This is a genomic window from Shewanella corallii (assembly GCF_023349125.1).
Taxonomy (GTDB): Bacteria; Pseudomonadota; Gammaproteobacteria; order Enterobacterales; family Shewanellaceae; genus Shewanella; species Shewanella corallii.
In genome coordinates this window covers 324956-351001 of record NZ_JAKIKT010000005.1, presented here as the reverse complement: position 1 = coordinate 351001, position 26046 = coordinate 324956, and the positions used below count along the sequence as shown (strand labels likewise).

26 protein-coding genes are annotated in these 26046 nt (G+C 50.6%); 1 reads left to right on the top strand and 25 read right to left on the bottom strand.

From position 1 onward, the window contains the following. Positions 1–96 precede the first annotated feature (96 nt). The 13 genes from L2725_RS14735 to L2725_RS14675 all read right to left on the bottom strand — a co-directional run bounded on the left by L2725_RS14735 (position 97) and on the right by L2725_RS14675 (position 12417). On the bottom strand, positions 97–270 hold the full coding sequence (locus L2725_RS14735) for a hypothetical protein (RefSeq protein ID WP_249249625.1): 174 nt from the start codon (positions 268–270) through the stop codon (positions 97–99). Between the two features lie 181 nt (positions 271–451). Continuing rightward, a complete protein-coding gene (locus L2725_RS14730; protein WP_249249624.1) occupies positions 452–2065 on the bottom strand; it encodes an amidase in 1614 nt (537 codons plus the stop codon). Between the two features lies 1 nt (position 2066). Beyond that, entirely contained in the window at positions 2067–2945 is an 879-nt protein-coding gene (locus L2725_RS14725) for an SDR family oxidoreductase (RefSeq protein ID WP_249249623.1), read from the bottom strand. A 79-nt stretch (positions 2946–3024) separates the two neighbouring features. Continuing rightward, positions 3025–4212, bottom strand: coding sequence for an acetyl-CoA C-acetyltransferase (locus L2725_RS14720; RefSeq protein WP_249249622.1), 1188 nt, complete (start codon positions 4210–4212; stop codon positions 3025–3027). Then, the gene (locus L2725_RS14715) at positions 4209–5297 is read right to left on the bottom strand and encodes an acyl-CoA dehydrogenase family protein (protein WP_249249621.1); all 1089 of its coding nucleotides are present in this window, start codon (positions 5295–5297) and stop codon (positions 4209–4211) included. The genes L2725_RS14720 and L2725_RS14715 overlap by 4 nt, the downstream gene beginning before the upstream one ends. 7 nt (positions 5298–5304) lie before the next feature. After that, the gene (locus L2725_RS14710; protein WP_249249620.1) at positions 5305–6456 is read right to left on the bottom strand and encodes an acyl-CoA dehydrogenase family protein; all 1152 of its coding nucleotides are present in this window, start codon (positions 6454–6456) and stop codon (positions 5305–5307) included. A gap of 31 nt (positions 6457–6487) precedes the next feature. Further along, on the bottom strand, positions 6488–7258 hold the full coding sequence (locus tag L2725_RS14705; RefSeq protein ID WP_249249619.1) for an enoyl-CoA hydratase family protein: 771 nt from the start codon (positions 7256–7258) through the stop codon (positions 6488–6490). Position 7259: 1 nt separating this feature from the next. Then, positions 7260–8402, bottom strand: coding sequence for an NAD(P)H-dependent flavin oxidoreductase (locus tag L2725_RS14700; protein WP_249249618.1), 1143 nt, complete (start codon positions 8400–8402; stop codon positions 7260–7262). Then, positions 8399–9346 (bottom strand): enoyl-CoA hydratase, encoded by a 948-nt coding sequence (locus L2725_RS14695; protein WP_249249617.1) that lies wholly within the window; start codon positions 9344–9346, stop codon positions 8399–8401. The genes L2725_RS14700 and L2725_RS14695 overlap by 4 nt, the downstream gene beginning before the upstream one ends. Beyond that, positions 9343–10179: a CoA-transferase subunit beta gene (locus tag L2725_RS14690; protein WP_249249616.1), complete on the bottom strand. Its 837-nt coding sequence runs from the start codon at positions 10177–10179 to the stop codon at positions 9343–9345. Before L2725_RS14690 ends, L2725_RS14695 begins: the two co-directional genes overlap by 4 nt. Before the next feature lie 15 nt (positions 10180–10194). Then, complete coding sequence (locus tag L2725_RS14685) at positions 10195–11067, bottom strand: CoA transferase subunit A (protein ID WP_249249614.1); 873 nt, start codon at positions 11065–11067, stop codon at positions 10195–10197. Further along, positions 11060–11974: a VOC family protein gene (locus L2725_RS14680; protein ID WP_249249613.1), complete on the bottom strand. Its 915-nt coding sequence runs from the start codon at positions 11972–11974 to the stop codon at positions 11060–11062. Before L2725_RS14680 ends, L2725_RS14685 begins: the two co-directional genes overlap by 8 nt. A 239-nt stretch (positions 11975–12213) precedes the next feature. After that, a complete protein-coding gene (locus tag L2725_RS14675) occupies positions 12214–12417 on the bottom strand; it encodes a hypothetical protein (RefSeq protein WP_115136740.1) in 204 nt (67 codons plus the stop codon). Positions 12418–12797: 380 nt separating this feature from the next. Between L2725_RS14675 and L2725_RS14670 the strand changes: the two genes are divergently transcribed. Next, the gene (locus tag L2725_RS14670) at positions 12798–14696 is read left to right on the top strand and encodes a tetratricopeptide repeat protein (RefSeq protein ID WP_249249612.1); all 1899 of its coding nucleotides are present in this window, start codon (positions 12798–12800) and stop codon (positions 14694–14696) included. Between the two features lie 262 nt (positions 14697–14958). Here L2725_RS14670 and L2725_RS14665 read toward each other — a convergent pair whose 3' ends face one another. The 12 genes from L2725_RS14665 to L2725_RS14610 all read right to left on the bottom strand — a co-directional run bounded on the left by L2725_RS14665 (position 14959) and on the right by L2725_RS14610 (position 26000). Continuing rightward, entirely contained in the window at positions 14959–15105 is a 147-nt protein-coding gene (locus L2725_RS14665) for a hypothetical protein (protein WP_249249611.1), read from the bottom strand. A 45-nt stretch (positions 15106–15150) separates the two neighbouring features. Further along, complete coding sequence (locus tag L2725_RS14660; protein ID WP_249249610.1) at positions 15151–17319, bottom strand: peptidase domain-containing ABC transporter; 2169 nt, start codon at positions 17317–17319, stop codon at positions 15151–15153. Between the two features lies 1 nt (position 17320). Further along, a complete protein-coding gene (locus tag L2725_RS14655) occupies positions 17321–18580 on the bottom strand; it encodes an HlyD family secretion protein (protein ID WP_249249609.1) in 1260 nt (419 codons plus the stop codon). 26 nt (positions 18581–18606) lie between these two features. Then, a complete protein-coding gene (locus L2725_RS14650; protein WP_249249608.1) occupies positions 18607–19164 on the bottom strand; it encodes a glycine-rich domain-containing protein in 558 nt (185 codons plus the stop codon). Between the two features lie 162 nt (positions 19165–19326). After that, entirely contained in the window at positions 19327–19464 is a 138-nt protein-coding gene (locus tag L2725_RS14645) for a hypothetical protein (protein WP_249249607.1), read from the bottom strand. Between the two features lie 53 nt (positions 19465–19517). After that, positions 19518–19655, bottom strand: a complete 138-nt coding sequence (locus L2725_RS14640; protein ID WP_162807153.1) for a hypothetical protein — start codon at positions 19653–19655, stop codon at positions 19518–19520. A gap of 53 nt (positions 19656–19708) precedes the next feature. Then, positions 19709–19846, bottom strand: a complete 138-nt coding sequence (locus L2725_RS14635) for a hypothetical protein (RefSeq protein WP_162807153.1) — start codon at positions 19844–19846, stop codon at positions 19709–19711. A gap of 532 nt (positions 19847–20378) precedes the next feature. Beyond that, positions 20379–20816 (bottom strand): hypothetical protein, encoded by a 438-nt coding sequence (locus tag L2725_RS14630; protein WP_249249606.1) that lies wholly within the window; start codon positions 20814–20816, stop codon positions 20379–20381. Between the two features lie 31 nt (positions 20817–20847). Next, positions 20848–21609, bottom strand: coding sequence for an arginine N-succinyltransferase (locus L2725_RS14625; RefSeq protein WP_249249604.1), 762 nt, complete (start codon positions 21607–21609; stop codon positions 20848–20850). 377 nt (positions 21610–21986) lie between these two features. Continuing rightward, the gene (locus tag L2725_RS14620; protein WP_249249603.1) at positions 21987–22919 is read right to left on the bottom strand and encodes a bifunctional OB-fold nucleic acid binding domain-containing protein/MaoC family dehydratase; all 933 of its coding nucleotides are present in this window, start codon (positions 22917–22919) and stop codon (positions 21987–21989) included. A 3-nt stretch (positions 22920–22922) separates the two neighbouring features. Beyond that, positions 22923–24134, bottom strand: a complete 1212-nt coding sequence (locus tag L2725_RS14615) for a thiolase family protein (RefSeq protein ID WP_249249602.1) — start codon at positions 24132–24134, stop codon at positions 22923–22925. Positions 24135–24137: 3 nt separating this feature from the next. Next, positions 24138–26000: a long-chain-acyl-CoA synthetase gene (locus tag L2725_RS14610; RefSeq protein ID WP_249249601.1), complete on the bottom strand. Its 1863-nt coding sequence runs from the start codon at positions 25998–26000 to the stop codon at positions 24138–24140. Positions 26001–26046 lie beyond the last annotated feature (46 nt).

The window sequence follows — 26046 nt, the reverse complement described above, 5'->3', positions numbered from 1 at the left end:
TCTTTGTTGCAAGGTATTTGCTTAGGCCCACTAGGCGGCACACCTTGCGTCGCGATTAAAGCGCGTCTATCTCGAGCAAAATTCAACCATGAAAGGTCAACAGACCCTAGTAAAAGCACTGCACCAGGCGACCTCATCATTCTCTGGCCATGAGTTGTCCAGCTTCAGCATCGCCATAATTTGGGGGTTGTCATCAAAACCCTCTATCTCTTTGATGCCGGTAAAACGGGTTGCCAGATCGAATGCGGTGAGTTGAATACTGTCCATCATCTCTCTCCTTAAAAAGTTGAGTGTAAAAACAGCTTCAATTACTCAAGCTAGAGCGGAGAGCTCACCTGTTCAATGCCTCTAAGGTGTATTTCTATGGCAACATATGACCATCTCACACTCATCTGTGCTGCAGGCATAAAAAAATCTCCCCGAGGGGAGATTTTTTAACTGAGCAGGGCCACTAGCCGATATAGGGGGGACGCCTGTGCTGCCAGGGTGCCACCTGTTCCAGTTGAGCAGCCAATGCAAACAGCAGCGCTTCGTTACCGTATGACGCCCCAAACTGCACGCCGATTGGTAAACCCTCAGCATTCCAGTTCATTGGAACAGACATTGCGGGCAGGCCTGTCATATTGAACATGGCTGTGATTGGAGATGCTTTGATCACATTGCCGACAAAGCTATCGTAGGATTGATACAGGCTCAGTTCCCCAATCTTTGGTGGTGGCGCAGCGGTTACCGGTGCCAGAATCAGGTCAAAGGTATCGAAGAATCGGTCAAAGCTGCGACCAGCCCTGTCATAGGCGTTGCGAGCGGCAAATACCTGCTGCGCAGTAAAGCCTTTGGCGTTCTCCATAAAACCCCAAACGATTGGAGAAAACTCATCTTCCCTCGCCTTGCGCCCCAGTTTTACTTCCTGGGCCTGCACAGCCTGAAGCACACCGGATGAAGTGGTAACGCCCATGCCTTTGTACATATCTTCAATGGGAAGCTCAGGCGACGCCAGTTCAACACTGTGACCCAGGCTTTCAAGTACCTTGATGGTATTGTCCACAGCCTTGATACAGTCACTGTGCACCGGCAAGCCGAAGGGATGATGTTTCATCACTGCGATGCGCAGACCCTTTGGCGGGGTTTGAATCGCCTTCAAAAATTCTCCATTGACCTGTTGCACCCGGGTGCCATGCTCAGGTCCCTGGGTCAACTCCATCAATAGCGCTGAATCACGTACGCTGCGGCTGACAACATTGTGTACCGACAGTCCCATCCAGCCTTCCAGAATGTCTGGTCCGGTGGGAATGCGGCCACGACTTGGCTTCATGCCAAAGATGCCACAGTGGGATGCGGGAATACGGATAGACCCGCCACCATCACTGGCATGAGCTGCAGGAAGAATTCGCGCCGCAACGGCAGCGGCACTGCCGCCACTCGAGCCACCGGTAGAGCAACTGGTATCCCAGGGGTTCAGTGTGTCGCCGTGAAGTTTGGACTCTGTGGTCGCCGTCTGGCCAAACTCAGGGCTGGTCAGCTTGGCCATAATATTGAGCCCGGCAGCTTTATACCTTTGGGTCAGGGTCGAATCATATTCAGCCACATCATCCTTAAACAGGAGGCTGCCGTTGGTGGTGACAGTACCCTCAACCTTGATACCAAGATCTTTAAGGGCGAACGGAATACCATGCAGAGGCGCCTTGTTAAAAACGGCATCACGCTCCTGCTGCGCTGCATGACTTTGCTGTTTTGCCTGCTCTCGGGCCGCTTCCAGATGGCTGACAGCCAACAGATTCAGATCCTTATAGGCCTCAAACCGGGCAGCTGCAGCATCAAACAGTTCCAGTGGGGTCACATCGCCCTTGTGAACCAGCTGTGCCATTGCTGTCATATCCAGATTGTCATACTCAGACATGGGCAGTTTGGTGTTGATACCTGCATTGGCACTGGCTGAAACGCCGGAAAGAGCCACACCTGACATAGCAGCAGCCCCTAGTGCGCCGCCAGCTTTTAACAGATCTCGACGGCGGTTATCGACGCTATTCGCCGACCTTGGGTGGTTACTTGTTTTGTTTGTTGTCATATCAGCTCCCCCAAACTTTTTGTGCCGGCTGGGCTTTGCCAATCAGAGAGTCCAGCACTTCGCCGATCTCATTAACTTGCCAGCGCTGACCTTTGTCGGCGGTTTCGCCTGTGCGCCAACCATCACACAGAGACAAACGTCCTCCCTGACTTTCAATTACCTGGCCGGTTATATGGGAAGAGTCGGATGAGCCCAACCACACCACCAGAGGCGCAACATTGTCAGCAGACCAGAGGTCGAAGCTGCCATCTTCAGGTTTTTTCACCACATCCGGCATGGCGCCTTCTGTCATTGAAGTTCTTGCGGCAGGTGCAAGTGCGTTGGCGGTCACGCCATAACGTTTGAGCTCAGCAGCCTGCACCAGGGTCAGGGATGCTACGCCACCTTTGGCAGCAGAATAGTTTGATTGACCGATTGAGCCCTGCAAACCAGCTCCTGAACTTGTGTTGATAATACGGGCATCAACGGGATTGCCGGCCTTGGCCAGATCACGCCAGCGCCGCCCCAGAATATTGGCCAGACAAAAATGACCTTTGAGGTGGACCTGCATCACCTTGTCCCAGTCCTCTTCGCTCAGGCTGATAAACATACGATCTGCAAGCACCCCGGCATTGTTCACCAGTACATGGACCTCATCAAAAGCGGCAAGCGCCTCGTCAACGATCCTTTGAGCTGTGTCAATGCGGGTAATATCATGGATAGAGGCGATCGCCTTGCCACCTGAGGTGACGATCTCATCGACAACGGCAGCGGCGGCATCGGCGCGGATATCATTAACCACCACATTTGCCCCTTCAGCGGCAAACCCCAGCGCATAAGCCTTACCCAGGCCACCACCGGCCCCGGTAATGATGACGGTACGTCCCTTACAAATTCCCATCCTGTTCTCCTTAAGTTCAGCCTGATGGCCGACTTGTCCCTGTTCCGTTTATCCCACGGACTTGTTTTATTCAGACCGCTTAACTGGCCACAGTGTTATTGCTTGGTGCTTGGGGTTTCAAACGCTCGATGATAGTCACATTGGCAACGCCACCGCCTTCACACATGGTTTGCAAACCGAAACGTCCGTCTCTGCGCTCAAGCTCGTGGAGCATACCGGTCATCAGTCTCGCACCTGTAGCACCAAGCGGGTGGCCCAGGGCAATCGCACCACCATTAACGTTGACCTTGTCGTGAGGGCAATCAAGCTCTTTCATCCATGCCATGGCGACAGATGCAAACGCTTCATTTACCTCAAATAAATCAATATCTTCAATTGATAAACCCGCTTTTTCAAGGGCGCGTTTTGTGGCGGGGATCGGTGCAGTAAGATGCCATATGGGGTCGTCACCCAATACACTGATATGATGAATTCGCGCCCTTGGGGTCAGGCCATACTTTTTAAGGGCCGCTTCGGATACCACCAAAATCGCAGCTGATGCATCACAGGTCTGGCTGGATACAGCCGCTGTAATGCCAGGATATGCATCGCCAACCGGCTCCAGCTCAGCCATTTTGGCCAGTGAAGTATTTCGCGGAGTCTCATCCTGCTTAAGACCCTTGGTCTCAATAATCTCCCGATTGAACAGTCCGGACTCAATAGCATTAAGTGCCCTTTTATGACTCTCAAGTGCGAAAGCTTCCATCTCACCACGGCTGATATTCCAATGGTCTGCAATTCGCTGGGCAGCATAGAACTGGTCAACAGGTGCGTTGCCAAAACGCTTGTTCCATCCCTCACTCTGGGCGAACGGCGTAGTAAAACCCAAAGGCTGTCCTGCCAGCATGGCCGAAGAGATCGGGATTTGGGTCATGGTCTGAACACCACCGACAGCAATTACATCCTGAGTACCACTCATTACTGCCTGCGCCGCAAAATGCAGGGCCTGCTGGGAAGAACCACACTGCCTGTCTACCGTGGTGCCAGGTACTGATAACGGCAACCCCGCCGCCAACCAACTGGTTCTAGCGATATTGCCTGCCTGGGAACCAATGGTATCCACACAACCAAAGATCACATCATCGTACTGGTCGGCGGGGATCGGGTTACGGTCAACCAGAGCTTTTAGTACATGTGCCCCCAGATCAATGGCATGGATCTGGGACAGGCTACCCTTGCGTCGTCCGGTGGGCGTGCGCAGCGCATCAACGATATATGCCTGGCTCATATCTGCCTCCCAAAGGTGGACTCAGGCCCGGCGGATTGATTGTCCGCGGCAACCCGACTGAACAGATTGTCGTTGACCCTGGCCTGGTGAAAACTTCTGTCTCCCCAACTTGGGATAAGCGCCCAGCTGCGCTTCATAAACATCTGCAGGTCTACTTCCCAGGTGTACCCCATAGCACCATGAACCTGTATTCCATGACGGGCCGCCAAAGCTGCTGCGTCAATACAGGCTAGCTTGGCCTGAGATACATACAGCTCTGCATCCGGAGTTTGTTTCTGTAAGGCCCATGCTGCCCGGTAGAGAACCGGACGGGCGAACTCTATTTTGGCTGCCACATCCGCAAGATGATGCTTTACCGCCTGAAAGCTGCCGATGGCACGACCGAACTGCTTGCGCTGAGCAACATAGTCAACGGACAGATCCAACATGCGCTGTGCCAATCCAAGCAATTGTCCCGCAACTGACAGTGCGCCTCGGTTGAGGGTTTCCGCCAGTAGTACTTCGGCATCATCGCCGCTGACGACCAGGCTATCATCCGTTGGCTGCCAGCTTATTCGGGCAAGGCGACGGGAGGAATCTATACTCGAGTGCGGAGTCACATCGACCAAAGCGCGCTCGATAGCATGTAACTCAATGTCACCATTATGATTGGTGTGGTGGAGCAACAGCAGATCTGCAGACTGGGCATCGGCAACCAGACTGTTGCAGCCGTGGCCCACGGCGATACGCAGCTCACCGGCAGCAACCTGCTCCAGCCACGCATCTCGCTTTTCTCCAGCGGGCAAGGCACTTAATAAACCAGTCGCCACATATGCTGAGTCAGCCATAGAATCGGGAATGCCGTAGTAACCCAACTCCTGCGTCATCAGAGACCAGGCGACATCACCCAGACCCAGACCGCCAGCCTCTTCAGGCACAGAAAGAGCTGTCAGTCCCTGCTCTGCGATCTTACTTCTCAGTTCAGGACTACGGCCAGAATCGGTTTCCCAGATCTCTCTCAGGGTTTCAGGAGCGGCTTCTGTCATCAAAAAACGGCTTATCGCTTCGCGAAATGCCAATTCATCTTCTGTGAAAGTAAAGTCCATAATCACCTCACCCTTTTGGCAGGCCCAGCATACGCTCGGCTACAATATTGCGTTGAATTTCGTTGGCTCCGGCATAGATTGGACCAGCCTGAGCAAACAGGAAGCCCTCAAGCCAGGAGGTCGACGCACAGTCTGTCAGCTCACCCTGAGCCCCCAGAATATCCATGGCTATCTGGTGCATATTCAGATCCAGCTCAGACCAGAAAATCTTATTGATACTGGATTCAGCGCCAATCTTCTCCCCTCTGGATAGACGACCTACTGTGTAATAAGCGGACAAGGCATAAGCCTGTGCATCAGACCAGGCCTGAGCCACTTTGGTGGCGATGGCGGGATCAGCATCTGCTGCGCGGCGATTGGCCAGATACAGCTGCACCAGCTTACGGGCCGTCTGCTGGAACCGGGCGGGAGAGCGGAGTAACAAGCCGCGCTCAAACCCCGCAGTAGCCATTGCGACCTTCCAGCCCTGTCCATCATCCCCTATGCGGTTTTCAACAGGCACACGAACATTGTCGAAAAAGATTTCAGCAAAGGCCTGTTTGCCATTGAGTGCTTTAATGGGACGTATGGTGACTCCAGGTGCATCCAGCGGCACCATCAGATATGACAGGCCGTGGTGACGGGAAGATTCAGCGTCTGTGCGGAACAGGCCGAAGCACCAGTCTGCGAAGATGGCTCTGGTGGACCAGGTTTTTTGGCCATTGATCACGTACTCATCACCATCACGAATCGCTTTTGAGCTGATTGCGGCCATATCTGAACCCGCATTGGGCTCGGACCAGGCCTGTGCCCACATATCATCACTGGCAGCCATTCGTGGCAGGAACTTCTCTTTCTGTGCCTGAGTGCCAAACTCCATCAGGGTCGGGCCAAGCAACAGCTGACCATTTTGATTGACCCGCATTGGCGCGCCGGCGCCATAATATTCCTCTTCAAAGATCAGCCACTCGATAAGGTCGCAGCCGCGGCCTCCAAGTTCTGTGGGCCACATCACCATGGACAGACGCGCATCAAAGAGTTTGCGCTCCCACTCCCTGTGCTGTTCAAAGCCCGCTTTGGTGTCATAACTGGCGAGCGGCTCGGCGGGTAGATTCTCCTTCAGCCACTGGCGAACTTCGGCGCGAAACGCCTGCTGTTTTTCGGTATATGTCAGTTCCATATGCTCTTATGTCCTCCTGACCAAGCCTGAATCAAAACCTGGCGTCGCGTTTTTCCACGAAAGCCCGGCGGGTTTCTGCCGAGTCCGGTGACGTATAGGCTTGCAGTGTAAAGCCCTGCTCCCAGCGGTATTTATCCTCCAGATTGCCATCTTCAATGCCGTTTAGGGCCTCCTTGGCGATACGGATCATGGCCGGGCTTTTTGCCGCAATTTTTGCCGCAATAGCCAAGGCTGTGTCTCTGAGCTCAGCTTTGGGTACAATGCGCTCAATAAAGCCATATCGTTCGGCATCCGGCGCAGAAATGGCGTCACCGGTGAAAAACAGGTAACGAACTTTTTGTACCGGGAACAGACGTTGCAAATGCGCCCCGCCGCCCATGGCGCCTCTGTCTACCTCAGGCAGAGCGAAGCTGGCACATTCAGACGCCACCACGATATCAGCAGCACCTGTGATGCCTATGCCACCGCCCAATACATATCCATGCACTGCGACAACAACAGGTACAGGACTTCTGTGAACTGCTTTAAACGTTGCGTAATTACCGGCATTGACGGCAACGATTCGCTCCGGATGTTTGTCCAACTCTTTGATATCCACCCCGGCGCAGAAACCGCGACCTTCTGCCCGGAGAACTATCACCCGAACATTCTCGTCAGCGCCCAGCCTGTCGATTTCATCTGCAAGTGCGAACCACTCATAACTGTCGAGCGCATTCACCGGGGGCTTGGCAATCACAAGTTCGGCAATGCCGTTATCCAGCGAGGTGCTGAATGCGCTGGCTCCTTTATTGTTCTGCGTCATATCAGCACGCCTCCTGTTGTTTTGTGTTTTCGTTGTTATTGAGGCTGACTGCGCCCTGAGTCTGCTTTGACGCCAGGCTGTTAAGGCAATCAGTGGCTTGGTCGGCAATTCCCTGGATCAATTCAGCGGCTGTCTTCAACTCTCCTATGGCCGCTGCGACCTGCCCGCTGGGCAAAATACCCGCATCAGGCTGACCTTCCACCATAGAGCGCTGCAGCAACACAGGTTGATTGGCCGACATCACTACCTGAGAAACCGCAGAGCGGTCATCTTTGAACGCTTTGAAGAACACACTGAACATATGACCCAGGGTCATACCGGTTTCCTGTTTCCACTTCCAGGCACTGGCAAGCGCAATCCGCAAGCGCCCAAAAGGAGAGGCTTTTTCAAGACGTTGGATATAGGTGTTATCAATCATGCGATGGCGCATGCCATCTACCGCGAGGGTGACGCGAACTGACTGAGGGTCATTGACACTTACATAACGCGCAAGAGTATCTTCCGGAGTGGGTGAGTCTTTGGTCATCAAGAAAGCGGTGCCCATAGCAATGCCTGATGCTCCTGCGGCTAATGCAGACGCAAGACCCCGTCCGGTCGAAAAACCTCCGGCGGCGATGACAGGGACATCTACTGCGTCCAACACCTGAGGCAACAGAATTGATGACGGCACTGAACCTGTGTGACCACCACCCTCTGCTCCCTGAATGGTGATCATATCTGCACCCAGTTGAACCGCCTTTATCGCATGTTTAACCGCCCCCACAGTCGGAATACAAAGCACATTGGCGGCTTTAAGCCTGGCGATGGCTTCCTTATCCGGTCCCCGGCCATAGCTGACGGCTTTGAGCCGATATTTAATAGCCAGCTCCACGCACTGCAATGCGTTTTCCTGGAACATATGAAAGTTGAGTCCAAAGTTACTGCCGCCGGTGGCGTCTAGTACTTTTTGGATTTCACCTTCCAATTTGTCCGCATCGATAGTTGCGCCGGCAAGAAAGCCAAAACCTCCGCCCTGTGTGGTTGCTATCACCAGATTGGCATCAGAAACCCAACCCATCGCGGTCTGGATAATCGGATAGCGACAGCCCAGGCGCTCAGTTAGCGGGGTTTTCCAGGGGAATGTTGGCGCCACAATCTGTGTCATGATGCCTCCCGGGCACTGGCCCCATTCGACTTACCTTTCGGCTCCTGCCCGGCCACCTGCTTTTTGTTGGCATTGGCCATGGCTTTCGCATCAAAGCCACCCAGCTTGTCACCTGAAACAGACTCGTTGTGTACATGGGCAAAGTGGTGCAGACCAAAAACCATGTCCATGGTGCTGCGTTTACCCATCAGATCTTCAGCGTTATTGATTGCCTGCTTGGTCAGCTGCAGACCCAGGCGAGGCATAGCCGCGATTTTAGCCGCCATAGTATGAGTGATTTCCAGCAGCGCTTCCCGCGGGACCACCCTGTTTACCATGCCCATTTCATAGGCTCTGGCGGCAGGCATACGCTCGCCAAGAAACAGAAACTCCTTTGCGATTCGGGGGTTGAGTTCATGAACGTGGGCGAAATACTCTACGCCAGGGATCCCCATACGAACCACGGGGTCCTGAAAGAAGCTGTCGTCACTGCAGACAATCAAATCACATACCCAGGCCAGCATCAGACCACCCGCCACACAAGCTCCCTGCACCATGGCAATAGTGGGTTTTGGAATTTCCCGCCAGCGACGGCACATCCCCAGATAGACTTCCTGCTCCCGGGCATAAAGGAACTCGCCGCCGGGTTTATTGGTATGGTCATACCAAAGACTGGTGCGCTCGAAACTCTTATCCACATCACGACCCGGGGTACCAATGTCATGGCCTGCGGAGAAGTGCTTCCCTTCACCCGCCAGTATGATCACTTTAACCTCATCGTCATCACAGGCCAGGCGAAACGCCTTATCCAGTGCATAGGTCATCTGAGAGTTTTGGGCGTTGTTATATTCAGGCCTGGACATGCTAACTACTGCCACCCCTTCCCTGACTTTGTACGTCACCACCTCATCAATGACCAACTCGCTTGAGTGCTCAGCGCTTTGCTGCACAAATCCCTCACTCATACAGCCTCCTTTGCCTGCTCCCTGGCATTGGCAGACCGATCTCCCGGCGGATTGTCCTTAAGTTGTTTGGCGCGAATGTTGTGGGGATCAAGCTGAGCGATAATCGCCAGCTGTTCAGCGGTTGGCGCAGGAGTAACTCCGACAGTATCGGGAATACTCAGCTCGAATCCGGTATTTTCCTTTACCTGCTCCAGAGTAACCCCGGGGTGCAAGCTCATAAGACGCAAACTGTGATTTGGCCCCTTCCAATCCATCACACACAGGTCTGTGATCACCAGGCGGATGTCGATATCGTCCAGGCTGTATCCCTTAGGCAGGCGTTCAGGGTTATAGCCAATGGAGGCCACCATGTCACATTCACCCTCAACAAAGACACGCTTGTTATGGCTGGGAACAAAGAATGAATTGCCATGACTGATCGAATTCCCCGGAAAGCCCCTGACCCCGAGCATCTGCACCTTGGGTTTGTGATAATCACTGCCCAGGGCTGAGATGTTGGCCTGTCCATATTTATCGATCTGGGTTGGACCTACCATGGCATGGCGTTTGCCACTCCAAACGTTGTCGAATATGCGGGAAAACCCCATCCAGGTTTCATTTGCCTGAACAAAATCATCCCCGCGGTTACCTATTGGATTGGGCTCTGACAACAAATAGGCTTCTGAATCCGTCATCATAAGATCAGGGTTAAAGGTTTTCATCGCCAGGCTGGCTGCCAGCCTTGGGATAACACCTATTCCGGTTGCCAACACCTCGCCATCTTCACGAAAGGCTTCGGCAGCGGCACAGATCATCAGCTCTGCCAGGCTGTACTGAGTGACTGCTTGGGTCATGATTGCTCCTTGAGATCAGTAAACCGGCAAAGCCAGCTGTTGGATGGCATCCAGTCCGCCGACTCTTTGCTGATATTCAGACTCTGAAGTTCCCTGAACATATTTGTCGAAGTAAGCGGCAAATCCGCCTTCACGGGCGAAGGAGTTGTACTCTTTGAAATGGGCGGTATCGAACCCATAAAGAGGTGCACAGGAAGTAGGATGGGCACCGCCCGGTATACAGGCCACGCCGGTTGTCAGGCTACGTTCCCAAAACACATTACGAGCCTCAGTGGCCGTCAGGGAGCTGTTGTCAGTCAGCTCATCGCAGGTTACATAGGTATGCTTTGCCGCGCGGGCAAACCAGTCATCCATATAATGGTCAGGCCCGCTAATCTGGCATACGCCGCGGCTATCAGCACGATCCACATGGATCAGAGCTGCGTCCAGTTTGAGTGCAGGCATAGCTACCCACTCTTTGTTGTCATAAGGACTGTCCACCAGCTTGAGTTCCTTATTGACCCTGACCACGTCTGTCCCCAGACCAATTTGGGTTGGAATAAAAGGACAACCCCAGGCTGCAGCCCTCAGGCCGAGCAGCATCATACCTTCATCAATTTCCATCACCTCCAGCTCACCGGATTGACGTGCCTGACGAAAGAAAGGCTCCAGGGGAATAAAATCGAGAGAAACAAATGCAAAGATCACCTTTTTGACCTTGCCTGCTGCGCACAGCATGCCCACATCTGCGCCGCCGTATGCAACCACAGTGAGATCTTTCAGATCTGATTTAAGGATCTCACGGATCAGGGCCATCGGTTTGCGACGAGGACCCCAGCCCCCAATCCCTATGGTCATGCCGTTCTCAAGGCGACTGACCATCTCCCGGGTAGTCATCAGCTTATTCATTACCCGCCTCCCCGCCTTCTGAGGGTTGACCGACAGAGAAGTTATGTCCCCAGATGCTGACTTTGGTGAATTCAAAAGCGCTGTGTTTGTCCCAGTCCATCTGCAGACCACCGCAACCATATTCAAGGTCAAATCCGGAGGGAGTCTTCATGTAAAAGGAGGTCATTTTGTCATTCAGATGCTGACCCAGCGTGGCAGACAGAGGCACCTTGTGAGCGATACGACGGTCATGGGCACGACCTACTTCAGTCATATTCTCCACTTCCACCATCACATGGACGCAGCCACTTGGAACCGGAAACTCACATATAGCTAAGCTGTGATGACGGGGATTGGCACAATGCATAAAGTGAATGCGAACATTAGGTGCATCCGGTGCTGGCTTAAAGTTGTAGATATCTGACAGGCCAAATCCCATCACTTTGGTCAGAAACTCATAGGTTTCATCAAAGTTAGGGGCTGGCAATACCGTATGACCCAGGCCCATCTCATCAGTCAGAAATTTAGGCACGCCCTGAGGTGAAGTAAAAGGCTCACAATCAGACAGGAATCCCCAATAGATTTCATGACAATTGCCGGCGGGATCCCGGAATATCGCGAGTTGCTGCGCCCCTCGCTGAGCACACTGGTCCTGATCTGCAAGTTCATAGCTCACACCGTGCGCAGCAAGGGTTTTCAGTGCATCATCGAAGGCAGCTTTAGACGCCAGTTCCCAGCCAGAAGACAGATAGCGCTTTTCCGGGCCTTCAACCACCAGCATACGAAAAGGTCTGTCATCCATCTTGATGTACAGACCACCATTCGGTGCGTTCCGGGTCTCCATCCCCAGTACATCTTCTGCATAGGCTTTCCATTCTGAAAGCTTGTCGGTCTGAGCCACGTAATAGCCCAAAGCACGAATATCCATAATCCCGTCCTCCGGTTTTTCTGATTGAGTCGATTATGGAAATCGGGCGCAATTGGCTCATCGTCCGTTGAGACTAACGCTGGTGGCACTATGAAAAGACGGGGATTCAATCTGAAAAGGTCGGCGCTGAGACCGGCGAAAGGAATTGCGGGAAGGAGTGACAGCCCATCCAGGGTCTGTATAGCTTAAATAACACTAACAAAACAGAGCCCGACTGCGGGCCCTGTCAATTATATCTGTTACTCACCAGGGTGTTTAGGAGGGTCAACTTCACAAAACTGCACAGGAATACAAAGACCGCTTTCACCTTCCCGACCACCGGATACTGACTCTATCAAAGCATCTTCAATCAGAGTCAACTTATCTCTGGTTTCCATGTCTTTACTTTCAATGTCAGTGGTATTGGTAATGTTACCTTTAGACTGCTTATGATTGCTGTTCATCTGGTGCTCCTTTTTCCCAATCAAGTCCTTCTGATTGCCTTTTGTACTGGGCAAGTGAGGGACAATATTCAGTGGCGTTTTGCCGTGCTGTTGATAACAATTTTTACCAAATCGACTCGAGTTTAAAGGAAGCTGTCGGGACGATGTGAGGCAAAGCCCGGGGCGTTTAGCGGGATGGTTTTCACAAAAAAACTCACTTATTCAGGTGATTGCAGGTCGGTATATAAGCTGACCTAAATCTGATTTAGTCGATTGCAAAGTTCATTTTCAGGTCAAAACTTACCCGCGGCCACCATGAAATAGTCGCAAACAGTTGCTTGTGTTGTTTTGGTAAACATTTGCAACACATGCTGCTAGTCTAGAGCTCTGGAGTGAACTAATTGGATGGAGCCGATTTGCCAGTGACTGCCAGATTTACCTATATATTTTTCGTTGTCCTCTCGATATTTGTTCCTGTCATGGTGACTGCACAGGAGAACTCCTGTCAGCCAGATAAAACTGCACCAGTGGATCAGGGAGAGTTAATACTTTCCTGCGAACGTCTAGTCGCAGACTCAGAAAGTAATGACCAAAACTACGCCACCAATGTGATGGCGCTCGCCAAGCTCTACCAAAAATCTGGTGATCTGAGTTCAGCTGAAACTGTTTTAACTGAATTACTTGAGGTAACCGGCGGAAGTGGTAGTGAGAGTGAAGTTAAGAATTTAAGGCAGCTTGGTATTATTCATTTCAAATGGCGCCGCTATGAAGAAGCGTTCAACCAATTCGAAGCAGCGATAAAAATATCGCTTAAACTGCAAAATGACACTCTGGTTGCACTGGGTTATAACGATCTGGCCAACATCTACAAAGTCTATGGGGATTTGGATACCAGCGTCCAGCTACTGCTGAAAAGTTATGACATTCATGTGTCCGAAGGCAATAAAACTGGACAAGCAGGCGTGCTAAACAATCTCGGTACTGTTTATCGCGACACTGGCGACTATGAAGAAGCGATTGTTTCCTATCGCAGAGCCTATTCACTGCTGAATGATATGGACCAACCCATAAGAGCAGCTTCCACCCTCTCAAGCCTGGGCGTCACCTTTGATCTAAATGGAGATAAGGAAAGAGCGATCGCACTCTTGACTCAGGCAGCCGGTATTTTTGAGACACACAGGTCATATCGTCATCTGGCCTATACCTACATACTACTGGCAGAAATTGAGATCAAAGCCGAAGACCCTGAGCAAGCTCAACATTGGGTCGATGAGGCGATTCTCGCAACAAACCTGGTGCACAGCTCAGAAAAGAGCCCCCAACTTGAACTTGTTCAAGGATTAATATGGGCCAAGCAAGGTAATTACACAGCAGCCTTAGCTGCATTTGAACAAGCCAAAACACTGATAGAAAGCAATACAGAGTACAAACTTCAGCAACGGCTTTATACCGCAATGGCGGAAGTGAGCGAAAAAACCAATGACTATCAGGCATCCAGCCTTTATTGGAAAAAATATGCTGAAACTCTGAACTCTCAGCTGACGTTGAAAGATGCAATAGGCACTAGCAGGTTACAAACGGTATTCAGTTTTACCCCTACAGTGCAAACAAAAGATGACTATAGCCTCATAACCATTTATGTCGGTGCAGGTGCGCTCTTGTTGAGCTTGATATTTATCGTCGCCAATTCCGTCAGGCGTCACCGCCATAAAGCCAAGCCAGCCGACAATGAATCACCAAACCCAAAGACTCACTCCAGTCAACCAGCACAAGTTGAAGACAATGGTTTGAACAACAGTATGGAGAGTGGGACAGAAAATGACGGCAAAGTAACGCAGGAGCTAAATCAGTCCAGGCCTGTTACTCACTATGACAAGGAAGCGGTATTTAAAGCCACCGACGAACAGGCAAACGAGTATTCAGAAGATCAGGTATTGCAGGTAAGGACTCAATTGGTGGACCTGATGCATCAATCCTTGCAAATGTGGGAAGAAACCACCCAGACAGGTAAGCTTGAATTGGCGCAACAAAGTAAGATTTGGAGTGTGGGCATAGATGATGGACGACTCAGAGCAAGAGCCATGGAGCGCTATTTCAGCCTCAATACCCTGCCGCAAAAACCCAGATGGCGATCAGTAGTCAGAACCTGTAATTTTGTGCTGCAAAAATGTCAGGGAAAAAGTCTCTTCAGAGAGGAGCTTGAGGCCAACCTTAAAGACTTTCAGGATAAAATGAAAAAGACCTCGCTGGTGAGTAGCAAGGTCTCTGTAGTGGACAGTGATATTTGTCGACATGATTAGGGTCTGTTGACCTTTCATGGTTGAATTTTGCTCGAGATAGACGCGCTTTAATCGCGACGCAAGGTGTGCCGCCTAGTGGGCCTAAGCAAATACCTTGCAACAAAGAGTAAAGCGCGTATAGCCGAGCCCTTCGGGCAGCGTTTGTCGTCGCTTTCTACTGCATTAACGCTCATTTATGTAGAATAACTACACCACAATCGCGTTGCTTTGTATAAAACAACGACAAAAAGCTGCAAAAACCATCTTCAAAGGTCAACAGACCCTAATTTGTCATGCAGATACAAAGCCCTGGCTCACAAAGCATGGGGATGCAATCTTCATCATCGACGATGGCGTTTGCGCCTCCTGTCACTCTTTCCAGCAGGGTTTCTTCAATCAACTCCTGCTTACTCAGTTCTGACTTGTTCATTTTCAAGCTCCTTTATCTATCAATAATTTAGCCTTTATTTCATCGCTATGCAGTCACACCATTGGCGGCCTGGCCGCCTGTTGGCGCCCGACGATTCTTGTATTCATCCTTACTGATTTCCATACAGCGCCCTTTACCAAAACGGATAATCCGGTCAGCAGACATAATGGTTTGAGGTCTGTGTGCGATCATCACACGGGTAATGTTCAGGGATTTAATAGCCTGATTCACTTTCTGTTCGGTCGCTAAATCCAGATTGGACGTCGCCTCATCGAGAAATAGAATGCTTGGCTTTTTATAGAGTGCCCTCGCAAGCAGCAGTCTTTGGATTTGGCCACCCGACAGACTGGAGCCCATATCTCCGATCAGGGAACGGTATCCCATAGGCAGGTTAAGAATGTCCTGGTGGACACCAGCAAGCTTCGCGCACTCTTCCGCCCAGAGTTCATCGGGTTGTTCACTGAAAAAGCTGATGTTTTCCAGGATGCTGCCTGACAGCAGGTGGTCGTTCTGCATCACACTGGCCACCTGGCTGCGGTAGTTAACCAGCCCCATTTTGCGAACATCCAAGCCATCTACCATCACTTTGCCCGAAGAGGGACTTAACAGACCCAGCATCACTTTCATCAGTGTGCTTTTGCCACATCCCGACGGGCCTACAATGGCAACTGACTCACCTTGCTGCACAGAGAGGTTGACTGATCTGAGAATATCCGGTGATTCATCTGAATAGGCGAATCTGATATCGGCCATTTCCAGGGAACCTGATATCTGGCGGGTTTCATCCCGTTCACCCAGATCCTGCTCAGTCTCGGTGAGAGTGATATCCCCCAGGCGTTCCAAATGCAAAGAGCACATACGGAACTCGATATACTTATCTATCAGGTTACCGGTCTTCTGTTCGAACTGAGTCTTATAGGAGATAAACGCCAGTAGCATACCCACAGTCATCAGGGTATCCATCACCATGGTAGCACCAAGGTAAATAACCAGAATGTTCTCCAGCCCGAAGATCAACATGTTGCTCCAGCGGAACAGTACCCGCCAGCGCTCAACCTTAATCCCTGCGTTGGCGGTATCCACATTATGGTTATTGAACAAGTTCAGGCGGTCGCTCTCACGGGTGAACAGCTTGATACTTTGGATGCCACGTACTGACTCCATAAAGTTGCTGTCTTTTCTGGCGGTGGTGATGATCTGCTCACGGCTGACATCTCTGAGCGTCTTAAATGAGATGGTTCTGAGACCCAGATAAAGTACAGATGCCAGCAGTACCAACAGCATGAGTTCAACGCTGTAAAGATACATCATAACCAACAGGCCTATGATGATAAGACCGTCAACCAAACCCTCAATCAAAGTCGTGGTCAACAGATTTTTAAGTGACTCCAGAGAGCGAAAGCGGGAAACCACATCGCCGATATGCCGCTTCTCAAAATAGTCCATGGGAAGCTTAAACAGATGGCGTACCAGATTGGCGTTCATCTGCAAGGAAAGTTGATTTCCAAGCAACATAATCAGCAGTGAACGTAAGGCGGTGGCCAGGGTTTGCATCAGCAGTATCGCCCCAAAACCAAGTGCCAAGACCATCAGGAGGTTTTCGTCGTCATTGATCAGCACTTCGTCCACGGTCAATTGCATAAACACAGGCATCGCCAGGATAAAGACCTGCAGCAGCATGGAGTAAGTGAAAATGGTGACCAGGGACTGTTTCCAGCCATCAAGATTTGACCACAGACTGCTGAAACTGGCTTTGGGTTCCTGCTTTTCCTGCTCAAACTTCGCTGTTGGCATCAGTTCCAACGCTACACCGGTAAACTTGCTGTTTACCTCTTCCATGGAGACCTTACGCTCTCCCAGTGCAGGATCATGAATGCAGATGCCATTTTTACCAACGGACTTGAGCACCACAAAGTGATCCATGTTCCAGTGCAGTATGCAGGGTGTCTGCAGCTGCTCCAGACCATCGAGTTCGCATTTTATGGCTCTGTGAGAGAACCCCAGTTTGTCGGCCAGCAACGTCAGGCCCTTAAGCGTCGCACCTGCGACTGACAGTTTATGCAACTGACGCAGCTGATACAGACCAATATTGTGACCGTGGTAAGCGGAAATCATCGCCATACAGGCAAGGCCACATTCCGCAGCCTCTGTTTGCTGTATGACAGGCAGTTTGCTGCCACCGGTAAAATTAATCCTGTCTATTAAGGCTTGCATATTAAGAGTCCCTTAAACTGTAGATGGGATCCAAAATCCATTGCATCAAGCTTCGCTTTTCAAGCTTGATACTGGCTTCCAACTCCATCCCGGCTTCCAGTGGAATATCGTCACCTTTTGCATTGATGCTCTGCGACTCAATCGCCACAGTCACCTTATAAACTGCGCCCTCTAGCTTGATACTGGTTTCCAACTCTTCCGGCAGGGAGATCACTTTAGATACGTTAACCACCTGTCCGTTTTGGACACCGAAATGCTGATAGGGAAATGCGCTGTAACGCATGGCAACGGTCTGGCCTGACTGAATAAAACCTATGGCGTCTGCAGGTACATAGAGCTCTGCCTGAAGTTGTGATCCCTTAGGAATAAGCGTGGCCAACACGTTGCCTTTGCGGATGAACTCACCAGTATGGGTGTATTGGCCACCAATAACCCCAGATGAAGGAGCATAAATCTGATAGTCGATATTGGCCGAAATGTCGGCAATTCTCTGGCGATTCTCAATTAAAGTCCGCTGCAGGCGATTTTCTTTCTCATCAAACTCATCGGGCTTCAGTCGCAATTGAACCTGAAGTTCGTCAAGTGACGCAAGGCTGCTACTGCGCTTCATCTTTAGTTCGCTTAAGCGGGTTTTCAGGGACAGATGCGCTTCCATCAGGTTATCGATTTGAACCTGATTGACATGGCCGGCCTTCAGCAGTTTTTGGTTTCTGGCAATTCCCTGTTGAGACAGCTCCAATCTCTCACCATAAATACCCAGCTGCTCGTCGAGATGAGCGATTTCCTGCTGGCGAGCCTTAATCTTTCCCTCGAGCAGTGCCATTTCATCATCAAAGGCATTCCGTGCCAGTTCCAGATCGCGTTCCATCGATGTTTGTAGTGACTTTTGCCGCTCCAGCAAGCTGGCATCCAGGTCTTTATCGGTAGAACTGTGACGGGTGGTGGATATCACATACAGAAGGTCGCCTTTATCGACCAACTGTCCCTGGTCGAAGACTTGCTGAGCGACCCGCCCCTCTTTAATGGCGGTGACTTTCACAAGACCTTTATCTACTGTGATAACCCCAAATACCCTTGCATGTCGGCCATACTCACCGGTAAATAACAACACCAGTGAAAACAGCACAATGCCAGCCAGAATCATGGCGTACCACCGATATTCTCTGGGCTGGCGTAACAGGACTTTTCCCATGGTATTGGATGAGCTGGCTGCCATTGCCTCTTCTCGGAACAGAGAGTTTTCTGGTCTTTTATCTGACATTCTTCACCTCCGCAGCCAGTCGGATATCACGCTACTTTCGCCATAGCAGCCTCGAGCTGAGCCTGCTTGTCATCTACCCTTTGTTGTTCTGCTTCCAGCGCCATTTCAGCCAAAGAGTGAGGCGTATAAAGACCGGGATAGGTTTTGTACCAACGGATAAACGCGTCTCTTCCAAGGTGGTCGTAGACGAATTCATATTGCCAGCGTTTTTTGTCCATCAGCAATTCTCTTTTTTCCTTCAAAGAGAGCTCTTCCATGCTGGCCTTCTCTTCCGCGATCTTTGGTTTGGTATTGGGAGAGTGATGCATGTAGGTACCGAAATAGCGCTCGCAAAACTGGGTATAGTCACGGGTAAAAAGCATAAAGTTGTGCCACATCTCATCGATAACTACTAAAGCGGTATCAATGACCAAAGGTTTATCAATACCTTCAGCGCGCACTTTGCAGGCCATCCAGAGCCAGAGTTTGACATCAGTAAATATCTGTTGGGCCTGCTCTTCTGTCACACCATAGATTTTAATGAATCTGTCGATCACATCCTGGTTCTGATACTTTAAGATCTCTTGTTTATCTGGGGCTTTCATATTGCTGACTCCTTGCGATGTGTGTGAGAAGTGCGGGCCCCGGAACCCGCTGATTGGTTTGCTGACGTTGTCGGATATAGCAATTGGGGGATGAAACCTTGCCATACGGCCTATACGTCTATGATTCAGTGACTCCGGGGCTGCACTCGTCATGTGCGGCGCTTAATTAAAGAAACAAGGCCAATCACAGATATCAATTGAACACAGGTCGATTTCACACAGTTCACGGTCCATCGCTCCACCTGATACGCTGTCCAGCAGGGTTTCTTCAATCAGTTCTACTTTGTCTTGAGTTTTCATAGTGCATTCCTTTATCTAATTAAATTTGAATCATGAGTTCCTGGTTTCGACTTTTAATCGAAGAAACAAGGCCAATCACAGATATCAATTGAACAAAGGTCGATTTCACACAATGCACGGTCCATTGCACCACCTGATACGCTGTCCAACAGGGTTTCTTCAATCAGTTCTACTTTGTCTTGAGTGTTCATAGGTAAATCCTTTATATAATTAAATTCGAATTTTGATTGTCCAACTCCGACTCTTAATCGAAGAAACAAGGCCAGTCACAGATATCGATTGAACACAGGTCGATTTCACACAATGCGCGGTCCATTGCGCCACCTGATACGCTGTCCAAAAGGGTTTCTTCAATCAGTTCTACTTTGTCTTGAGTGTTCATAATGAATTCCTCATATATCTAATCGTGTAAAGTACAGTGTTAAGTTTTATCGTTTCAATTCAGCGTTGGGGTTTCCCCGTTCGGCTGAGTTCATTTAGCGAGATCTGACTGATGATTCACAGGAGGTTTCAGGGGAAAACATCGGAACAAGGAGGGTTGATGGAGCGGGAAGCTTTTATGGTATCTATCTGTATTAATTGCAGTATTATTTTATTCATACCCAAAACGCCCCGCCAAAATCATTCTGAATCAGGGGTTCTAATCTCAGTTTTGACCTTAATTAAAAACCGTAATGGAGCATTATTCGCGCTTGAACAAGTTATCAAAGGTCAGAATTTGATGATCAGAGGGAGAATAAAGTTTAGACAAGCGAAATGGTGAGGGTAAATTCGGGGAAAAGTAGGTGAAATAAGGCGTCAGTGCGATAGAAAAACATCTCTTCTGTTAAAATTTTTCGATCATTTTTTAAAGCCGGGAGACTAATGCCAGGGTGCTGGGAACAGCAGCCGCTGATGCCTTCGGGAGCTGGGGACTAAAGCGCACAATAATTAGGCCCATCAGTCGTGTCGGGATTTAACACCTGCAACGTGAATCTGTCCGAAACCTGATACTCACGAAGGGCTTTGGTCACACCAGGCAGTGTTAACGCATTGGCCACCAGCAACAACAAGCTGTCCAGGGGAACGCCCTCCCGATACTGCTTCTCAAAGACTTTGCCAAGCTCGGCACCAGCCTGCCAATATTCAGCTCCCTGTTTATCACTCCAGGCATAAGCAGGCCATGCAGCAATCTCTTCAAGGTCTGCTCCATGAACTTCATCGTCAAACAAGAGTGAAATTTCGACAGTGCCATGCCAGGGGAAAATCCCTATATCAACAACAGCCAATGAACGACCGACAAAGTCCTTCGACATATAAGTGAGGCGTTCAGCCAATACACTGGCAATATCTTCCCTGGTCAAGGATGTCATAGCACTTCCCTATTTATGATAACGACAGGAGTTATGGTCGTAACTTTATATTGAGTTGTCCTTCAGTAACAGAAATATGCTCTACGCCATCGGCAAATGTCGTCCAGAATCCGCCGCTGCCAAATTCATTCACCAGATTCACCCTCTTGATATTGCCAAGCCAGGCGTTGGGAATGGGTACCCCCATAACACTGACACCAACCAAAGCAACAACAGGTCGTCGGTCTGCATCTAATCGGATATCCAGCCCAGCGCTTACCCTGACTATCTGTCCCGGCATCACAGGGAAATCCTCAGGCACAGGGATCAGGATTTTCGCGCTGGCCAGATCCTGAGAGAAATCCACGGCGACTCTTTGGCCAAAATCAGGGCTGCGAGCTATCATGACATTCACCTCTTTCTCGCTGAAACTGACCAATCTGTCGGCTGGTGATTCGCTGTATGGCTCAGGAGCAAGGTCACTTCCCCGTTGCGGGGCCGTGGAAAGCTCAGCTTGAGTGCTATTTGTCTTATCATTTTCAGCGTATTTTGTATTACCCCGCTGTACGGCACTTTGCGAATCCGTTCGAGTCTCAGTTTCCCACCCCAATGCCGCCAGCTTATTATCCAGCATTTTGGCTTCCTGCTGATTAAGTTCAACCGGTGTGAAAGGCGAAGGAAAGATATAAGTTTTGATGATATAGAAGCTGGTTGCAGTGGTGATCAATATTACTGCCAACACGATAAGCATCACCTGTACGCCGCTGAAGCCCTGTTGTTTGGTGTAATTTCCGCTAAGTTGCAACTTTTTCATCTGCTCTCCTTTGGATAAGACATTGAAACTCTGCCGATCACAGTGGTTTCAAACTACCGGGCAAGTTTGTCGGGCTCAAGATGAACATTGGCTTAACACCGAAAAGCGAGCATAAAAAAGCCGGCATACGATAGCAGCCGGCAAGGAAGGTTGGAGATTAAAGTAGCACCTGTATTCAATAGTCAGTTGCCTAAGGTCAGTTGCCTGCTGTCTGCATAAGTAAGGCAGACATAAAACAGAAGGCTTACTGAGTCGGAAGTAACGACCAGGTGCTATTGGTATCCAGGGTGTCCAGCCCGGGATTTTTGTGAGGGAGTCTATTCACGCCCGGATTTAAACGTTAACCAGGGCGTTAAATACCTGCTCCCTCATAAAGCTCAGCGGTAGAAGATCACCAGATCATTAATAACCGAAGGGCGTTCCTGACCCACCACATGGATATTCACCTCCAGGGTAAGTTGCATCCCCTTGGGCGTCGCATCTACCGCTTTAACTTTCGCCCTGGCATGGATCTGACTGCCAGCCGGCACTGGTGCCGGAAAGCGCAAACGGTTCGAGCCGTAATTCACCATGGCTTTAAAACCTACAACCTCAAACGGCAGTGCGAATTGCATACGGGATTGCAATACCTGGACTAAAGAGCCATGAGCGATTGTAGTACCAAACGGGCTGTCTTTAGCGGCTTTGTCAGGGTCTGTGTGGATCCAATAGTTATCACCTGACAAGTCGGCAAAGGCATTGATCAAAGCCTGGTCAACTGTGATCGCTTCACTCCAGTCGGTGAACTCATTATTGGCGAGGGCCGACATCGCCGCCAGATTGGATATAGGTACCTGGATCTGACCTTTGGCATTGCGATTCAGGCTCTCAAATGGGTTGTTATAAGGGATAATATCCAGAGCTTTGTGCTCTGCGGTAAAACGAAGCAGAGTATTGCCGCTGGCATCCACTTTATGGAACACAGGCTTAAGCTTCATGCCCACCCGAATCTCACTTTCATCCAGCCCGGTCAGGGTGGTGTTTACCCTTACCCCCTCTTTCAGCTCCACTACCGCCAGTGCCTGAGGCATTTCATCTGCCAATTCAGGCAAGGTCGGGACTCTTGTCAGCGTATAGGTGTACAGGGTCGCTTCTCCGGATACCGGCTTCCAACTGAGCTTGTCGCTCATACAATGAGTACAGTGATTTCTGGGATAAAACACAAAGCCCCGGCAGTCTTCACACTGCTGAATACGCAGCTCTCCTTCGTTCAGGGCCTGCCAAAAGGGTTGAGAAATCGACGTCGCTACTGGCATAGGTTTAACACTCATAAGTTAGCCTCCCTGCAAAATCAAAGCGCCCTGCTCACTCATCACGCCGCCTGTTCCACTGACAAAAATCTGGTCCGCTCTTGCAAGCTGACGCTCACCACCACGGCCGGCGATCTGATCGAAGGCCTCAATCACCTGAGACATGCCTCCAGCCGATGCGGACTGGCCAAAGCTCAATTGACCTCCATGGGTGTTGAGTGGGAAATCGCCTTTATAGGTCAGGTTGTGTTCTCGAATGAAGCGCATACCCTCACCCTTAGGGCAGAATCCTGCATCCTCAAGGGATAAAAGCACAGTAATTGTGTAACAGTCATAAAGCTGGGCGGCATCCATATCTTCAGGCCTCACTCCAGCCATGGCAAACGCCTTTGACGCTGCTTGTGCCAGCGGAGTTACCGTCATTTCATTGGCATAAGAGGGTGATTTGTAAGACAGCCGCTCACCAAAGCCTGTGACAAACGCCGGTCGATTTTTGGCTTTTGCCGCCTTCTCTTTTGATGTGACAATCACAGCAGCGCCACCGGCGACGGGCATCACAATCTCCAGGATATGAAGAGGATCGGCCACCATTTTCGATGCCAGTACCTGTTCAACAGTCAATTCACTGCCACGGAATATGGCATCCTGATGTCCCTGAGCATTGAAACGCTGGTCAACGGCGATTTTGGCCATCACCTCTGGATCATACCCGTATTTGGCGGCATAGCGTTGGGCGATCATGGCATAACCTGTGTTCTGTCCGAGGTGGCCATAAGGTAGATCAAATTCGGCTTCCGGTGCACCAAAGGCAGTTGAGTGACCGCCATAACGCATTGCCTGGGCCATCCACATAGGGTCATCATTGGGCCCAAAAGGTGCCATGCGTGCAGGAATGACACAGAGCACGGCTTCGCACAGTCCCATTTCAACTGCTGCAGCGGCACGCCAGATCATCCCGACTGAGGTACAACCACCCAGATCCACCACTTCGGCAAAATTGAGTTCTATCCCCAGATACTCCGCAGCCATAGCAGGTACAAAGATAGAAGCCTCGTGAAACTGGGGGCCATGGATAACCAGACCGTCCAGTTCTTTAATACTCATTCCCGCATCCCGCAGTGCCAATCTGGCCAAATCCGCAACCTGCTCCAGATGAAACATCTGAGGCGCGCTTTGGTATTTTTCAGGCTTGTACTGTGCCGCGCCAACAATGGCGGCATTCCCTGTCAATCCCATTGATTACTCCTTATTGCTTCCGTCAAACGGCGGGAAGCCGATGTCACGCAGTACACTCTCAGACCACAGCTGATAGGTACCGGCTTTGTCGTTTCGAATATATAAAGGCTCGTTAACGGCCCTGGGGTCATAACCCTGCTTTTGCAAATCAACTTTGCGCAGCTTGAAGGTGGAGGTCATATCGGCGGCTTCGCTGACGCGCACAAACTGGGGTGTGGCGTAACGGGGCAGACGCTGTTCAGTCAGTTCATACAGCGCCTGTGGATCAAAACGCTCGCCAGCCTGCATTACGATGGCAGCCATACCGGCACGGCCCTCATGCTCTGGTACCTGCACGCCATATATATTGATGGTTTCTGCGCCCTTGAAGTCATCCAGTGCAGCGGCAACTTCCTGGGTCGACACGTTCTCGCTTTTCCAACGGAAGGTATCCCCTATACGGTCCACAAAGTAAAAGTAGCCGTCATGGTCAAACTTCAGCAGGTCTCCCGAACGCCAGTACTCATCTCCTTCAACGAACACGTTGCGGAGTATTTTTTGCTCAGTAGCGTCTTTTGAGGTGTAACCTTCAAAACGGCCACCTCCAAACTCGGGGTGATTGATGATCATTCCCAATCCTTCACCCACCTCACCTGGCTTACAGGCAATATAGTTACCCTGGTCGTCGAGAAGATGAGTTTCGGTTTCCATGTCAAACCGTACCAGGCGAAAATTGGTCCTGTTCCAGTCAGGTACCCGACCGCAGGAGCCGATATAGTTATCCAGATTAATCAGGTTGGTGTTGGCCTCGGTAGACCCCCAGCCTTCATAAACCTCCATGTCACCAAATTTATCCAGCCAGCGACGCCATGATTCAGCTGTCAGGCCAGCGCCCAGCATGCAACGTAACTTATGGTCGCGGTTACCTTTGCTGTCATTGACGGCATCGTCATAATTGAGCAGGTAACGGCAGATCTCGCCTATGTACTGCACCACAGAAATATTGTGGGTCTGCACATCCTTCCAGAACTCACGGACACTGAACTTACGACGCACGACGATGGCACTGCCACCTGCCAGGGCCGTGGAGGTCACTGACGTTGCTGCCGCGCCATGGTACAAAGGCAGGCAGCAATAAAAGACATCTTCAGCACCGGCATTCACTGTAACCTGCATCACATCCCCTGATGTCAGCCAGCGCAGATGGCTGTAGATAGCGGCCTTTGGCAGGCCAGTAGTGCCCGAGGTGAAGATCAACAGTGTTGGTGTTTCTGCGGTGATATCCCGGCGATGCTCACGAGGAAACTCTCGCTCATCCATGTTGCTGAGGATGGCAGTGAAACGATCAGAGAAACATGAGGTATCACAATTTGCCGGCTTCTCTTTATCTTCCAGAATGTACAGTGGAACATCGGCAAGCTCGGGATGCTCACTTAAGGTCTGTACAAACAGCTCTGCACACTCTTCCCCCAGAATCACAGCTTTGGCTTCAGTGCTTTTAATGGCATGCACCAGAGGGACGCCATTAATTTGAGAATTGATAAAGGCAACTACAACACCCAATTTGGTCAATCCAAACCAGGTGGCAAAAAACTCAGGACGGTTTTCCAGCGCTACTGCACATACGTCACCTGCTCTTAACCCCAACTCATAAGCCGCATGAGCAACCTTATCGGCCTGGGTGTTCACCTCGGCATAGGAAAAGCTCTGTCCTTGATAGATGATAAATGGTTTGTCACCGTGTACTGCAGCTTGCTCCTCCAGCCTGTCGGCGAGGGTGTATTGAGCGTAAGGTTTAATCCTGGCTGCAGCGCTGGCGCGCAAATCCATTTTTGCCTGGGTGACTTCAGGCGCAACCAGTTGCGATGTCTGTATGTTTATCGTCACGGGAACTCCTTTCTCTGTGGGGATTCTCTGTGAGTGTTTTGGTAGT

Excerpts from the sequence above, each read along its gene's own strand:
- L2725_RS14735 (WP_249249625.1), bottom strand. The coding sequence starts at position 270 with ATGATGGACAGTATTCAACTCACCGCATTCGATCTGGCAACCCGTTTT.
- L2725_RS14730 (WP_249249624.1), bottom strand. The coding sequence starts at position 2,065 with ATGACAACAAACAAAACAAGTAACCACCCAAGGTCGGCGAATAGCGTC.
- L2725_RS14725 (WP_249249623.1), bottom strand. The coding sequence starts at position 2,945 with ATGGGAATTTGTAAGGGACGTACCGTCATCATTACCGGGGCCGGTGGT.
- L2725_RS14720 (WP_249249622.1), bottom strand. The coding sequence starts at position 4,212 with ATGAGCCAGGCATATATCGTTGATGCGCTGCGCACGCCCACCGGACGA.
- L2725_RS14715 (WP_249249621.1), bottom strand. The coding sequence starts at position 5,297 with ATGGACTTTACTTTCACAGAAGATGAATTGGCATTTCGCGAAGCGATA.
- L2725_RS14710 (WP_249249620.1), bottom strand. The coding sequence starts at position 6,456 with ATGGAACTGACATATACCGAAAAACAGCAGGCGTTTCGCGCCGAAGTT.
- L2725_RS14705 (WP_249249619.1), bottom strand. The coding sequence starts at position 7,258 with ATGACGCAGAACAATAAAGGAGCCAGCGCATTCAGCACCTCGCTGGAT.
- L2725_RS14700 (WP_249249618.1), bottom strand. The coding sequence starts at position 8,402 with ATGACACAGATTGTGGCGCCAACATTCCCCTGGAAAACCCCGCTAACT.
- L2725_RS14695 (WP_249249617.1), bottom strand. The coding sequence starts at position 9,346 with ATGAGTGAGGGATTTGTGCAGCAAAGCGCTGAGCACTCAAGCGAGTTG.
- L2725_RS14690 (WP_249249616.1), bottom strand. The coding sequence starts at position 10,179 with ATGACCCAAGCAGTCACTCAGTACAGCCTGGCAGAGCTGATGATCTGT.
- L2725_RS14685 (WP_249249614.1), bottom strand. The coding sequence starts at position 11,067 with ATGAATAAGCTGATGACTACCCGGGAGATGGTCAGTCGCCTTGAGAAC.
- L2725_RS14680 (WP_249249613.1), bottom strand. The coding sequence starts at position 11,974 with ATGGATATTCGTGCTTTGGGCTATTACGTGGCTCAGACCGACAAGCTT.
- L2725_RS14675 (WP_115136740.1), bottom strand. The coding sequence starts at position 12,417 with ATGAACAGCAATCATAAGCAGTCTAAAGGTAACATTACCAATACCACT.
- L2725_RS14665 (WP_249249611.1), bottom strand. The coding sequence starts at position 15,105 with ATGAACAAGTCAGAACTGAGTAAGCAGGAGTTGATTGAAGAAACCCTG.
- L2725_RS14660 (WP_249249610.1), bottom strand. The coding sequence starts at position 17,319 with ATGCAAGCCTTAATAGACAGGATTAATTTTACCGGTGGCAGCAAACTG.
- L2725_RS14655 (WP_249249609.1), bottom strand. The coding sequence starts at position 18,580 with ATGTCAGATAAAAGACCAGAAAACTCTCTGTTCCGAGAAGAGGCAATG.
- L2725_RS14650 (WP_249249608.1), bottom strand. The coding sequence starts at position 19,164 with ATGAAAGCCCCAGATAAACAAGAGATCTTAAAGTATCAGAACCAGGAT.
- L2725_RS14645 (WP_249249607.1), bottom strand. The coding sequence starts at position 19,464 with ATGAAAACTCAAGACAAAGTAGAACTGATTGAAGAAACCCTGCTGGAC.
- L2725_RS14640 (WP_162807153.1), bottom strand. The coding sequence starts at position 19,655 with ATGAACACTCAAGACAAAGTAGAACTGATTGAAGAAACCCTGTTGGAC.
- L2725_RS14635 (WP_162807153.1), bottom strand. The coding sequence starts at position 19,846 with ATGAACACTCAAGACAAAGTAGAACTGATTGAAGAAACCCTTTTGGAC.
- L2725_RS14630 (WP_249249606.1), bottom strand. The coding sequence starts at position 20,816 with ATGACATCCTTGACCAGGGAAGATATTGCCAGTGTATTGGCTGAACGC.
- L2725_RS14625 (WP_249249604.1), bottom strand. The coding sequence starts at position 21,609 with ATGAAAAAGTTGCAACTTAGCGGAAATTACACCAAACAACAGGGCTTC.
- L2725_RS14620 (WP_249249603.1), bottom strand. The coding sequence starts at position 22,919 with ATGAGTGTTAAACCTATGCCAGTAGCGACGTCGATTTCTCAACCCTTT.
- L2725_RS14615 (WP_249249602.1), bottom strand. The coding sequence starts at position 24,134 with ATGGGATTGACAGGGAATGCCGCCATTGTTGGCGCGGCACAGTACAAG.